Consider the following 12,659-nt stretch of genomic DNA (forward strand, 5'->3'; position numbering starts at 1 on the left):
GGAGGGTCGCGAACTGGTGCCTGTCCAAGGCTTGTTGGTCCTATAGGAAGAAGTCGGTCGATGCTGTCGTCCTGGCGGCGTCGGTCCAGGAGATTGCTCTACTGGGCAGAGGGCGCGCCCCTGGCCGTCCTCGGCCACTACGAGGCGGCGGCCAGAGGGTTCGACCAGCCATCCGGCCACTGCCGGCTTCGTTCCGCCGTAAACGTGCGTCTACCTGGCCCGGGCGGCGGGAGCCCAGCCGCGCGCATTCGGCCCCGAGCAGGCTGCCCTGACCGCAGCTGAAGCCCTGTCAGTGGCCGTGGCCACCGGTTCCGGCCGGATCTTCGGTGAACTGGCCTCACTCGACCGCCAGTTGCAGCGCTGGGCGAACGTGACCGAGGTCGCGTCGTTCCGCCAGGCTCTCGACGGCGTCATGCTCCATGAAGTGTGATCTCCCCAGGACTTTCGACACCACACCCGCGAAGAACGGAGCCACGGTGCATCGACGACACCTCGCCGCAGCGGCTGCTGTTGTCGAACGCCGACGACTTCGACCGGGTGGACCAGGTGCAGGCCGAGTCGGACGCCATCCTCATCGGCGGCAACACCCTGCGCAGCGACAACCCGCGCCTGCTGGTCAACAGCGACGAGCGCCGGGCCGCTCGGGTCGCGGCCGGCAAGCCCGAGTACCCGCTGAAGGCCACGATCACGGCCAGCGGCGACCTCGACCGGAACCTCAAGTTCTGGCACTTCGGGGACAAGAAGGTCGTCTACACCACTGACGCCGGCGCGCTGAAGCTGGGCGACACCCTGCACGGCCTGGCCGACGTGGTCTCCACCGGCGACACGGTGGACTTCGGTGTCATGCTCGAAGACCTGGCAACCCGCGGCGTGAACCGCCTGATGGTCGAAGGCGGCGGCCAGATCCACACCCAGTTCCTCAGCCTCGGCCTGGCCGACGAGATCCACTTGGCCGTGGCCCCGCTGCTGCTCGGTGAGGCCGGCGCCCCGCGGTTTGCCTACCCGGCCGAGTTCCCCGGCGGCAGCACCCACCGGATGAAGCTGCTGGGGGCTGAGACCGTGGGCGACGTGGTGCTGCTGCGCTACGCGCCGAAGGAAGTCTCGGCCTGAGCAGCACAAGGCAGACGGCCGTCGCGGCGGCCGTCATTCGCTGATCACCAGGATTCTGGAGCACGCAGACGGCTACGCGGCCCGCGATACCTTCACCCATCTGGCCAGCACCGGCGTATTGCCCCACACCGAACAACAGCCGTTGACCGAGACCGTGACCGCCTACGGCCGCCTCGCTGGGCTCCCGGTGCCTGCGCTGGACGAGTTGACCGACCAGGCCGCCGACACCCTGTCCGGTCGAGCGCCTGACCCCCGAGCTGCTGGACGGCGTCGACGTGATCCTGGAGGACCGCGGTGTGGACACAGACGGCTTCTTCGAGATCAAGCGGAGCCGGGACCGCAAGCCGTCCTTCGACTGAGCGCGCGGCCGACTTATCAGATCTGCTGTCGACTACCGAGGGGATCCGCGGTCGGCCGGCCACCTGGCGGGCCGACCACGGAGTGGACAGCCGAGCCGAGTCGGCGCACTGACCGCCCGGCCGATGCGCCATCCAACCAGACGCTCGGCCGTGGCGAGCGGGTACCAGGCCGCGCCGGTCACCTCGGACTCCTGGAGGGCGCCAACGTCCACGTTCGCGTGAGCGGTCCTGAACGCGAATCCGAGGTCGAGGTGATGGTGAGCTGGCTCATCCTTCTCCGGCCGAGCCGGAACCTCTCCGTACTCGATGTAGACCGGCGTCACCGACGCAGGGACCACATCAGCAGGGTCAAGCCCGGTCTCCTCCGTCAGCTCGCGCACCGCGGCAGCGAGCAGGTCGACGTCGGTGGGCTCAAGGTGCCCGCCAGGCTGCAGAGTAATGCCGTACGCCAGATGCTCGATGAGCAGGACCTCAGCGTCGTCCCGGACAAGGAGTGCACCAACGGTCACGTGCATGGGGAAGCTCCGCCGCGACGCGAAGTCCCGCCCTTCACCCAGAAGTCGCAGAGGTTCGGACAGCTGCTCAGCCTCGTCCGGATAGCGCTCAAGGTAGGCGGCAAGGGCGCTCGCGATAGCCGCATCACTGATCGCCACGGCGAACCTCCACGCCACCCCGGGAGCAAGACTCCCTGTGACCGATAGATCGGAGACGAGCTACGAGCGCTAACACAGTCGGCTCCCACAAGATGCGTGGCTTACAAGGCGGTTGGCACTCTACAAGTCAGGTCTAAGCCTCCACCCACCAACGCGCCGTCTCCAGAACCCCGCCATGACCCCGATGAGGCCCGGTTCTTCACCGGGGGCTTGTTCTCGCCCCGTACCCCGACGCGCGCCGCTCCGAGCGCCTGGGCCGGTGGGTGCGACTTCCCTTGCGGACCCTCGACCAGGGCGTGCGTCCACCGGCCGTCGATCGGGCCCGGTCTGGCTCTGACACGAGGACCGCAGTGATGTCCGCCGCTTTGGGGTGTTCCTCCCGCTGCAGTCGGCGCAGTGGCGGCAGCGGCAGCGGCAGCGGCAGCGGCGCGGGTCGGGGTGCGGGGCGAGCTACTTCTCCGGCACCGCCGAGCACGCCTACGAGCCTGGCCACATGCGCCACCAGCCGGAGACGACCCTGCGCAACCTGCGCACCACCTGGACAGCTACTCGGCCGTCCCCGGGAAGCGCCACCGAGCCGCCTTCGACGCCCACGCAGCGGCCCTGCTGCTGATCCACCTCGCCGGGCACCACGCCACCTGGACCGCCCTGCTGGCCGCCGCCGTCCCGCCCGGACTGCCCGGCCACCGCCACCCACCCCGGCCGCAGGAGGACCCGACCTTGTGGTGAGCGGCCCGGCCCGAATCGAAAACGTGGTCTTCGACCCGGGCTCGCCGGGAACCGCCGAGAACCGCCGGGAACCTCCCGGCGCTTGGACGCGAAATCGAACAGGGAGCAGGATCAGCCGCCATGGAAGAGCTGCTGCAAGTAGCCAACTTGGTTGCTAATAAGCTGAATTCACGCTTCAAGGACGATCCCGAGAAGCTCCGGATGCTGCAAGGGCTCAAGGTCCAGGAGGAGGCCGGCGAACTCGCCCAGGCCATCATCGGAGCGCTCGGACTCAACCCGAACAAGGGGTGCGACACGAAGTCGCTGTCTAACAGTTGTTCAGTCAGAAGAGAGGAACGGTTGAACTCCGGCTAGTGGTCAACAGCCGGTCCCCAGCCTCGGGTGCGTCGATGGCAACGTCGGGGTGCTGAGCCGAGGTGGTCAAGCCCAAGGGATTCCCAGACCGTTGGGAGCCACAGGCGAAGGGGAAGACCGGACGGATGAGCGTTGAGCGAACCCTTTTAAAGCGTCGTTAGTGGGAGCCCGCAACGGTATGGAGTCGGTGGGTGCAGCCTCCGGGACTGAGAGGTTCCACATGCAACAGTCCCATCCCTTGGGGCGGTTGAGACCACCATGGAGGTCGGCGCAAGAGAGGGCATCCTCGCCGGTCGCATCTGTCGACAGCGGAACGTGGAAACCCTGTATGGGTCCGGGAAGTCGGTAGGCCGGAGGCAACGAAGGCGGAAATCCTATGCAGGTCAGGATGTTCGAGAAGCGAATGCCGCTAGAGCGAAAGCTCAGGGGAAAGCCGGGAATAAAGGACTCTCTCCTCCCGGTATAACCCGGCGGATACCGGCAACTGTCGGACACGAAAGTGGGCAGACACGAACAGGTAGGCCATGTAGCACCAATGCCCGAATATCTGCATCGCGGCACAAGTTAGACGGAAGGAGGGCCGAATGCCCACCAGCATAGAAGCCCTACGGACGAACGGACCCGCGAGCGGCGCCAAGCTCTGGCACAGCATCGACTGGAAGCTGGAAGAGGCATCCGTAAGGCGTTTGCGGCAACGGATCTACAGGGCCACGAAAGCAGGCGACTGGAAGCAGGTGCGCAACCTGCAAAAGCTTATGCTGCGATCGCGGGCCAATGCCTTGGTCAGCATCAAGAGAGTGACGCAGCAGAGCTCTGGAAAGAAGACCGCCGGCATCGACGGGAAAACAGCTCTAACTCCCGCCGCAAGGGGTGGCCTTGCTAAGGAAGTCCTCGCCAGGCCAGCAATCCCAGCCAAACCGGTCAAACGCGTATACATCCCGAAGTCCAACGGAAAGAAGAGACCCCTCGGCATCCCGGTTATTCGGGATCGCGTCAATCAGGCGCGAGTAAAGAATGCACTTGAGCCTGAATGGGAGGCACGGTTCGAGGCGAGGAGCTACGGCTTCCGCCCCGGTCGCAGCACCCATGACGCGATCGGGAGAATCTTCACCGTTGTAAGCCAGAAGAACGCGAGAAGACTGTGGGCGCTCGACGCAGACCTCTCGGCGGCGTTCGACAGGATCAGCCACGAGCATCTCATGGATCAAGTCGGCCTCTTCCCAGGCCGCAACCAGATCCGCGGGTGGCTCAAAGCTGGGGTCCTGGAGGATGGCCGCTTCAGCTCCACGCCGGAGGGCACCCCACAAGGAGGGGTCGTGAGCCCACTGCTGCTGAACGTCGCGCTCCACGGGATGGGACAGGTGGTTATCCGAGAAGGAACAGAAAGGATCAGGGAAAGAGATAACCAATCACCAATTCTCATCCGGTACGCCGATGACTTCGTGGTGTTATGCGAAACAGAGGCAGAAGCATGGGCGAGCAAGACCCGTCTGGCCGAATGGCTGAAGCCCAGAGGACTATCCTTCAACGAGGAAAAGACGACGGTGCGTCACCTCGAAGACGGATTTGACTTTCTCGGGTTTAATGTCCGCCGGTACAGCGGGAAACTGCTCATCAAGCCAAGCAGGGCTGCTGTGCAGCGTGCCAAGGATCAGGTCAAGGAGATCATCAAGACAAGCCTGGGGAAATCAGCCAGGGTCTTGATTGGGCGGCTAAACCCGCTCATCCGAGGCTGGTCCACTTACTATCGGCATGTTGTTTCCAAGGACATATTCGAGGACCTCGATGAAAGGACCTACATCGCACTCCGCCGGTGGGCTGTTCGCAGTCACGGCAACAAATCCCACGGGTGGGTGATGCGTAGGTACTGGGGGCGACACAATCCGGCCAGAGCGGACAACTGGGTGTTTGGCTCGGAGGGTCAATATCTCAGAAAGTTCCAATGGACGCCGATCGTGCGCCACGTGTTGATCCGAGGGGGACATTCGCCCGACGATCCCGAGCTTCAAGATTATTGGAAACAAAGAACCCGAAAGCGACTGCCAGAAACAGAGAGCCGAACGGTTCTCCAGCTGGCTTATCGACAGAAGGGGCTATGCACTTTGTGCGGTACGGACCTTATCGAAGGCGCCGGGTACGACCCGGATGACGTCCAAGACTGGGCGAAGTGGTTCACGGCGTCCATTCGAGCCATCCATGTGCACCACCTCGTGTACCGCAGCAAGGGTGGGTCAAACCACCGAAGCAACCTGGAGGTTATCCATGCAGAATGCCACCGGCAGCTCCATGCCGGAGACCATTCCAGACACCCGCAATAGTGGCCAGAGGCCAGCCCGAGCCGTATGCGGTGAGAGTCGCACGTACGGTTCCACGGGGGGAGGGATGCAGTAATGCATCCCTCCTACCCAACCCACTCCCACACCTGGGACCACGTGCGCGCCGAGGCGTGCGACACCGCCCTCACCGCCCTCGTCACGCTCTGCATGCTCGGCGGCGACCCCGAATGGTTCCTCACCGAGCACCTGAGCACCATCCGCACCAAGGCCGAGGGCTGGGAGGCCACCGCTTGACCACAACCACCGCCGGGCCGGTCGCGGACGAGCAGCTGGAGTTCAGCGGCGACCGGCGCCGCGTCGAGGCCACCCGCGCCATCACCGTCACCGCGATGGCCCGCCGCCTTCCCCAGGTCGTCGCCCGCGCCTACGCCCTCACCTGGCGCATCGAACCCCGCTCCGCCGCGCTCCTGCTCACCTGCCAGATCCTGTCCGCCGGTCTCGGCGCCACCGGCCTGTTCGCCACCGCCAACGGCATCAGCGCCGTCTTCGCCGCCGGGGCGACGACCAGCCGCCTGACGGCGGCCCTGCCCTCCATCCTCGTCATCGCCACGTCCGCCGGGCTTCGCCGCCTGCTCGGCATCGTCAACCAGACCATCACGGTGCGACTGTCCCCCCGCATCGCCCGCGAGGCCGAGGCGACGGTGCTGCGCGCCACCCTCGCCACCGAGCTGACCGCCTACGACCACTCCGGGTACTCCGACGACCTGGAGGCGGCCGACCGCGGCGCGGAGATGTGCGTCGAGATCCTGGGCGAGGCCCAGAACCTGCTCGCCTCGCTCGGCTCGCTGATCGGCGCGGCCTCCGTCATCGCCTACCTCCACCCGCTGCTGCTTCCGCTGCTGGTCCTGGCCGCGCTGCCGCAAGGTCTGGCCTCGGTGCGCGCCGCCCGGGTGCAGTACCTCGCCAGCCGAGACGCCATGGCGGATCGGCGGATCATGGCGAACCTGCGCTGGTACATCCACGTCAAGGCCCAGGCCGACCAGGTCCGCTCCGACACGATGAGCGGCTTCCTGATGGCCAAGTACGACCAGGTCGGCCGGCGCCTGGACCGCAACGCGAAGGACGCCGCCGCGGCGACCGCGAAGGTGTCCGTCCTCGGCGCGCTCGCCTCCGGGCTCGGCGCCGGGATCGTGTGGGCCACCATGGCGTGGCTGGTCACCAGCGGCCGGATGAGCCTGCCCCACGGCGGGGCGGCCGTCGTCGTCCTCACCTCGGTCTCCAACAGCCTGGCCGGGATCGTCGGCTACGGCGCCTACCTGTTCCGCATCGGCATGTACCTGGACGACCTCTTCGGCTTCCTCGACAACGCCGGAGGCTTCGCCCTGCGCACCGGCACCCACCGGCCAGCCCCGCCCCACCAGGTGACGGTCAAGGAGCTGACCTACTCCTACCCGGCCAGCGAGCGCACCGCACTCAACGGCGTGACCCTGCACGTCGACCGAGGGGAGATCGTGGCGCTCGTCGGGGAGAACGGCTCCGGCAAGACCACGCTCGCCAAGTGCCTCGCCGGCCTCTACACCCCGGAGCCCGGTGCCGGCGCGGTGGAATGGGACGGCACCGACACCCGGACCATGGACCCACAGGCGATGTGGGAGCAGGTCGCCGTCGTCCCGCAGAACTACGCCCGCTGGCCCCTGACCGCCCGGGAGAACATCACCCTGGGCCAGCCCCACGACGAAGGAGACGACGAGGCGCTGTGGGCCGCCGCCAGGGCCTCCGGCGCGGACGAGGTGCTGGCAGAGCTGCGCTCGGGCCTCGGCACGCTCCTCGCGGTGGAGTGGCTGGGCGGCGAGGAACTGTCCGGCGGCCAGTGGCAGCGCATCGCGCTGGCCCGCGCCTTCTACCGCCGGGCCGGGCTGCTGGTGATGGACGAGCCCACCGCGGCGCTCGACCCCCGCGCGGAGCACCGGATCTTCACCAACCTGCGCGCACTCGCCACTGACAAGGCCGTGGTGCTGGTGACGCACCGGCTCACCAACGTCGCCATCGCCGACCGGATCGTGGTCCTGGACCACGGCGAGGTGATCCAGTGCGGCACCTTCGAGGAACTGGTGGCCGACACCGGCGGCCGGTTCCGGGAGCTGTGGGACCTCCAGAACGACCGCACGGGCATCCCCGCGCAGCGCACCCCGGAAGAGGAGAACGCGTGATCTCGTACCAGCTGCTCGCCGAACAGGCCCTGGCCGAGGGCGTCCAGAAGATCGCGGCCGGAACGGTCGTCCGGGACCCGCAGGGCCGCCTCCTCATGCTGCGCCGTACGCAGGACGACGTGCTACCCGGCCTGTGGGACTACCCGGCCGGCGGGCTGAACGACGGCGAGGACCCCCGGGACGGTGCGATCCGGGAGCTCGCCGAGGAGACCGGCATCCACTGCCCCGACATCGAGTACGTGCGGGCCCTGGACTTCATCAACACCCGAGGCCGCCTGACCCGCCAGTTCGTCTTCACCTGCACCGTCCCGGACGACACCGCAGTGACCCTCTCCGAGCACGACGCCCACGGCTGGTTCCACCCGGACGAACTGCCGCCGACCAGCGACGGCTACCGCGAGGTGATCACCTGGCTCACCCACCGCCTCGCCGCCGGATGGCAGCCCGCCAGCCACTACCTCGCCACGATCGACCGGCCGATGACGTGGGCCTGCTTCCTGGTACGCGACCACGAGGGCCGCGTCCTCGGGATGCGCAACGCCGTGGACACCGAACGCTGGGACTGGCCCGGCGGGAACTCCGAGCCCGGCGAGTCCCCGTTCGAGACCGCGCTGCGCGAGGCCCGCGAGGAGATCGGCCTCGACCTGCTCGCGGAGAACCCGGACCCGGTCGGCCGACAGCGGCTGATCGCCGTCATCCACCAGCAGGCCGACCACATCCGACCCGTGGCGTCGATCGGCTGGGTCTTCGACGGCGGCACGCTCACCGGGGAACAGCAGGCCCGCATCGTCCTCGACCCGGCCGAACACTGCGAGCACCGCTTCGAAACGGACTACACCTGGCGCCACTACAAGACTCCGAAGGAGTACCGGCAAGACCTCCAGGTGCTGCGCGCCGCCCGCTCCGGCCGGGTGCTCTACATCGAGCGCCCGACGCCGCCCGAGCAGGACTTCGAAGGCGTCGTGGTGTTCGTCACCACCCCGGACGGCGAGCTGCTGCTGCACCACCGGGACGAGAAGGAGGGCATCGCCTGGCCCGGACACCGAACCCCGATCGGCGGGTGGCGGGAGGACGACGAGACGCCGCCCGAGACCGCGACCCGGGAGGTCTTCGAGGAAGCCGGGATCACCATCACCGACGTCCGGGTGCTGCCCGGCCCCCGTCACGAGCGCGTCTCGGCGATGACCCGTGTCCTGCACGCGGTGTACACCGGCCCGAAGGACGCGATCCGGCTCGGCGACGAAGGCGTGGGCATCGCCTGGGTGCCCTTCGCCGAAGTCACCGCGCTCCGGACCCCGCCGTACGTCGCCCACTACCTCGACCAGATCGGAGCCTGAACCAGGCTGCGCCCGTCAACATGTGTTGACGGGCGCAGCAGGCGGGGCCAACGGCCCTGATGTCGCCGAGGACCTGCCGGATCGTGGTGAACGGCCGGCGATGCCCGGGCCTTCGGAGGCGGCGAAGCCGAAGTCGGTGGTGTCGGTGTCGGCGTACACCCGAACGTGCACAGGCAGGTACTGCTCAACGGTGCACGACCGCGATGTCTCCTCCCGCTGCGGTGGTTACCGCAGCGCGCTCCGGTGGTCGGATCAACCGTCGGCTGGGACGGCCCGGAGGAGGAGTTCGGCCGCATCGGTGCGCAGGTACATGACCGTGCGGCCGGTGCGGTGGCGCGCGAGCAGCCCGGCGCCACGGAGGGCGGTCAGGTGGTGGGAGACGTTCGGGGCGGACAGGCCCGTGCGCTCGGCGAGTTCGCCGATCGAGGCGGGGGCGTCCAGCTCGGCCAGCAGCCAGGCGCGGGTACGGCCGATCACCCGCGTCAGCCCTTCCGGCACCGCGCTGCCCGCCGTCTCCCACAGCGTCGCCACCCCGCGTGGCGGATACACCAGGCCCGGCTGCCACGGCGGGTTCTGCTGGGAGAACACGCCGGGCCAGGCGAACACCGTCGGTACCAGGACCAGGCCCCGCTCTCCGTCCAGCCGCCGGTGTGCGTCGACCATCCGGTAGCCGATCCGCAAGGTGTCCCGTTCCCATGTCACCTGCGGGTGCAGGTCGGCGAACAGCGCCGCCGGACCACCCACAGCCATCTGCCGGGCCCGGCGCAGGATCTCACCCTCGGCGAGCCGCTCGATCCGGTCCCAGTGCGGGGCGATCGCGGTATCCCAGTACACCCGGATCTCCGCCACCAGCCGGGCCAGACCGACCTCCGGATCCCGCGCCAACTCCGCTACCAACGGGGACAGTTCACCCCCGATCCGGGCGAGGTCGCGGCGCACCGCCGCAGGATCGGTGGCGGCCAGGTCGGCCAGTGCCTGTTCGATCGTCGGGCTGGACGCAGTCGGTACCGGAGTCAGGAAGTCCGGCACGTACACCGTCGGCAGCCGCACCAGCTGGGACAGCAGTTCCCAGCCCACCCCCGCCAGCTGCGCGCTGGCCTGCCGCACCCACGGCAGATGGACCGCGTGCCGGCCCGGGTCCTTGAGCACCTCGACGCTCGCCGTGACCTCGCACAGAGGCGAGCGGGCGAAGCGCGTCCGGGCGAGGTCCTGTGCGGAGAACTCCCAGGTGAGCACTGGCCCTCCGCGAGGATTCGATCAGGATGGAATATCTGGGCGGCAGTGATCATTCCAGAGAGCCTCGGTGCATGACCACCGCCACACCCCTGCCGCTGCGCGAGCGCCTCGGCCTGCCCGACACCGCCGGCCGCGCCCGTCTGATCGGCGCCCACCTCGTCGACAGCCTCGGCACGGGGTTGATCCTCGCCTTCGTCCTCGTCTACTTCACCCGCACCACCGACCTCCCTCTCACCACGGTCGGCGCCGCCGTCTCCACTGCCCGGCTGCTCGCCCTGCCCACCGCCCTCGCCATCGGCCCGTTGATCGACCGCCACGGCGCCCGCGTCGTGGCGGTCGGCGCCAACGCGTTGTCCGCGCTCGCCTACTGCGGGTTCCTGCTCACCCACCAGGCAGGGCAGATCGTCCTGGTCTGCCTGCTCGCCCAGATCGGCCACGTCGGCTACTGGACCGCCAGCACCGGCCTGGTGGTCCTCGCCTCCCCCGAGGGCGAGCGCACACGGTGGTTCGCGTTGGTGCAGACACTGCGCAACACCGGCATGGGCCTCGGTGGGGCGCTGGGAGCCGTCCTGATGACCGGTGGCGGTACCGGAGTGCTACGGCTGCTGGTGGTGCTCAATGCGGCCAGCTACCTGCTCGCGTCCATCCTGCTGGCCACGTGGCGGCCCGCCGCTGCACCCGCTCGGGAGGCCAGGACGGCCGAGCCGGGCGGCTACCGGGAGGTGCTGCGGGACCGGCGATACCTGCTGCTGGTGGCGGTCAACCTGAGCTTCGTCTTCGCGTCGATGATCCTCAGCATGCTGCTGGCCGTCTACGTCACCGTCGGCCTGCACCGCAACGCCTCGGTGGCCGGCGCTCTCCTCGTCCTCAACGGCGTGCAGGTCGTACTCACCCAGAGCGTCGTCGCCCGTCGCCTGGAGGGCCGGCCTCCCGCCCGGGTGGTCGCCGCCGGGGCACTGCTGAACGCGTTCGCCTTCGGCCTCTTCGCGCTGCTCGCAGCCGCCCCCGGCTGGGCCGTCCTGCCAGGCCTGTACACCGCGATGCTCGTGTACAACCTCGCCGAGACCGTCGCGACCCCCAGCCGAGAGGATCTCAGCGTCTCGCTCGCCGACCCGGCTCAGCGCGGCCGCTACCTGGCCGTCTACCAACTCTCGTGGAACGTCGGCCAGGCCGTCGCCCCCGGCCTGCTCACCCTGCTGCTCGACCGCGGCGCCGCCTGGCCCTGGCTCTTCCTGCTCGTCCTCAGTCTGGCCGCGGTGCCCGGCCTCCTACGGCTCGGCCAGCGCCCTGCCACCTCAAGCACCCGACATGTCTGACGAGCCCTCGGACAGCTGTGAGGTACGTACGAGAACGGGCTCTGTGTCTCATGCCTTCACCCGGACAACTGGTGGCTCCGGCGCTGTGACGTACGGCACGCTCTGCACGTTCGCCGGGTCTGTCGCAATCGGTGTGATCGGGCTCGCAGTAGTGGCAGCTTCTGTGATCATGTTCGGCGTGCGACTCCCGTGATCTTGAGTTGCATCTTCCTCATCCGGCGCGTCCGCCGGGCCTACGACACCAAGGCCCGCCAACTCGCGGACCGCCACGAAGATTCGCCAACTCCCTTGCCGGACACCGAGCGCGACGTCCGCGGGCGCGAGCGGCCGGATCGTGACCACGATGCGGGAACGATACGCCGCCGTGCACCAACTACTGGCCCGAGGGCGCTTACTGAAGGGCATCAGCCGAGACCTGCGGCTCGACTATTACTCCGTGCGACGGTACGCCCGAGCCGGGAGCGTCGACGAAGTCCTGGTCAAGGTGGTCAACCGGTCCACCCTGTTGGACGACTTCAAGTCCTGCCTTCACCAGCGGTGGAACGAGGGCTGCCAGCTTCACCGGGAAGTGCAGGCCCTCGGCTAAGAGGGCAGCCGGGACGGCGTCGGCCGCTGCATCCGCCTGCTCAAGAGCTCTACCGGCGTGCCGCCAGCACCTCGCTCGGCCCCACGGCCCCGCCGAATCCTGAAGTGGATTACTACACGGCCTGAGCTCCTACGGCCCGACGAGGCCCTCGACCTCAATGAGATCCATGCCGCTGCTCCCAGCTGGAGGCCGCCACCAGCCACGTTCGCGGTTTCGCCAATATGATGACCGACCTGCGCGGCCACGAACTGCCCGACTGGATCAGCGGTGTTCTGCGCGACGACCTGCCGGCCATCCGGGCGTTCGCCCTGGGGCTCCGGTACGACGAGAACGCCATCATCGCTGGATTGTCCCTGCCCCGGAGTTCTGGCCCGGCCGAAGGACAGGTAACGCGAGTGATTCTGTGGAATCAGCGATGTCAAGCCGTGTACCAGGGAACAGGGATGGCTCGGCGAGGTCGCCGCCGTCGAGACCACCATGGCCGCCGCCGCTC

The 12,659-nt window shown here is 68.1% G+C and carries 12 protein-coding genes; 9 read left to right on the forward strand and 3 right to left on the reverse strand.

What is annotated here, in order from left to right:
• Positions 1–292: 292 nt before the first annotated feature.
• Positions 293–430, forward strand: a complete 138-nt coding sequence (locus VM95_RS42390) for a hypothetical protein (RefSeq protein WP_157882050.1) — start codon at positions 293–295, stop codon at positions 428–430.
• Positions 431–510: 80 nt separating this feature from the next.
• Positions 511–1,110 (forward strand): RibD family protein, encoded by a 600-nt coding sequence (locus VM95_RS11510; RefSeq protein ID WP_244178725.1) that lies wholly within the window; start codon positions 511–513, stop codon positions 1,108–1,110.
• Positions 1,111–1,501: 391 nt separating this feature from the next.
• Here the strand turns inward: VM95_RS11510 and VM95_RS11515 are convergent, their stop codons facing one another.
• Together VM95_RS11515 and VM95_RS42395 are read right to left on the reverse strand one after the other, a co-directional pair.
• Positions 1,502–2,122: an NUDIX hydrolase gene (locus tag VM95_RS11515; protein WP_045695184.1), complete on the reverse strand. Its 621-nt coding sequence runs from the start codon at positions 2,120–2,122 to the stop codon at positions 1,502–1,504.
• Positions 2,123–2,599: 477 nt separating this feature from the next.
• Positions 2,600–2,809 carry a hypothetical protein gene (locus tag VM95_RS42395; protein WP_157882051.1) on the reverse strand — a complete coding sequence of 70 codons (210 nt, stop codon included), beginning with the start codon at positions 2,807–2,809 and terminating at the stop codon, positions 2,600–2,602.
• Positions 2,810–2,971: 162 nt separating this feature from the next.
• Here VM95_RS42395 and VM95_RS11525 point away from each other — a divergent pair, with 162 nt between their 5' ends.
• The 5 genes from VM95_RS11525 (at position 2,972) to VM95_RS38730 (ending at position 9,028) form a co-directional block, all read left to right on the forward strand.
• Positions 2,972–3,205 (forward strand): nucleoside triphosphate pyrophosphohydrolase family protein, encoded by a 234-nt coding sequence (locus VM95_RS11525; RefSeq protein WP_045695038.1) that lies wholly within the window; start codon positions 2,972–2,974, stop codon positions 3,203–3,205.
• 584 nt (positions 3,206–3,789) lie between these two features.
• Positions 3,790–5,523, forward strand: coding sequence for a group II intron reverse transcriptase/maturase (gene ltrA / locus VM95_RS40160; RefSeq protein ID WP_078859795.1), 1,734 nt, complete (start codon positions 3,790–3,792; stop codon positions 5,521–5,523).
• A 72-nt stretch (positions 5,524–5,595) separates the two neighbouring features.
• On the forward strand, positions 5,596–5,775 hold the full coding sequence (locus VM95_RS11535; RefSeq protein ID WP_045695043.1) for a nucleoside triphosphate pyrophosphohydrolase family protein: 180 nt from the start codon (positions 5,596–5,598) through the stop codon (positions 5,773–5,775).
• On the forward strand, positions 5,772–7,691 hold the full coding sequence (locus VM95_RS11540; protein WP_052707297.1) for an ABC transporter ATP-binding protein: 1,920 nt from the start codon (positions 5,772–5,774) through the stop codon (positions 7,689–7,691). The genes VM95_RS11535 and VM95_RS11540 overlap by 4 nt, the downstream gene beginning before the upstream one ends.
• Positions 7,688–9,028 (forward strand): NUDIX hydrolase, encoded by a 1,341-nt coding sequence (locus tag VM95_RS38730; protein WP_052707298.1) that lies wholly within the window; start codon positions 7,688–7,690, stop codon positions 9,026–9,028. Before VM95_RS11540 ends, VM95_RS38730 begins: the two co-directional genes overlap by 4 nt.
• Before the next feature lie 252 nt (positions 9,029–9,280).
• Here the strand turns inward: VM95_RS38730 and VM95_RS11555 are convergent, their stop codons facing one another.
• Positions 9,281–10,264 carry a DUF5937 family protein gene (locus tag VM95_RS11555; RefSeq protein WP_045695045.1) on the reverse strand — a complete coding sequence of 328 codons (984 nt, stop codon included), beginning with the start codon at positions 10,262–10,264 and terminating at the stop codon, positions 9,281–9,283.
• 71 nt (positions 10,265–10,335) lie between these two features.
• On the opposite strand from VM95_RS11555, the gene VM95_RS11560 reads away from it, so the two are divergent.
• Entirely contained in the window at positions 10,336–11,580 is a 1,245-nt protein-coding gene (locus tag VM95_RS11560; RefSeq protein ID WP_052707299.1) for an MFS transporter, read from the forward strand.
• Positions 11,581–12,016: 436 nt separating this feature from the next.
• Positions 12,017–12,166 carry a hypothetical protein gene (locus tag VM95_RS38735; RefSeq protein ID WP_157882052.1) on the forward strand — a complete coding sequence of 50 codons (150 nt, stop codon included), beginning with the start codon at positions 12,017–12,019 and terminating at the stop codon, positions 12,164–12,166.
• Positions 12,167–12,659: the final 493 nt, after the last annotated feature.

It is taken from the genome of Streptomyces rubellomurinus (genome assembly GCF_000961885.1).
GTDB classification, from domain to species: Bacteria; Actinomycetota; Actinomycetes; order Streptomycetales; family Streptomycetaceae; genus Kitasatospora; species Kitasatospora rubellomurina.

Excerpts from the sequence above, each read along its gene's own strand:
- VM95_RS11525 (WP_045695038.1), top strand. The coding sequence starts at position 2,972 with ATGGAAGAGCTGCTGCAAGTAGCCAACTTGGTTGCTAATAAGCTGAAT.
- ltrA (WP_078859795.1), top strand. The coding sequence starts at position 3,790 with ATGCCCACCAGCATAGAAGCCCTACGGACGAACGGACCCGCGAGCGGC.
- VM95_RS11535 (WP_045695043.1), top strand. The coding sequence starts at position 5,596 with ATGCATCCCTCCTACCCAACCCACTCCCACACCTGGGACCACGTGCGC.
- VM95_RS11560 (WP_052707299.1), top strand. The coding sequence starts at position 10,336 with ATGACCACCGCCACACCCCTGCCGCTGCGCGAGCGCCTCGGCCTGCCC.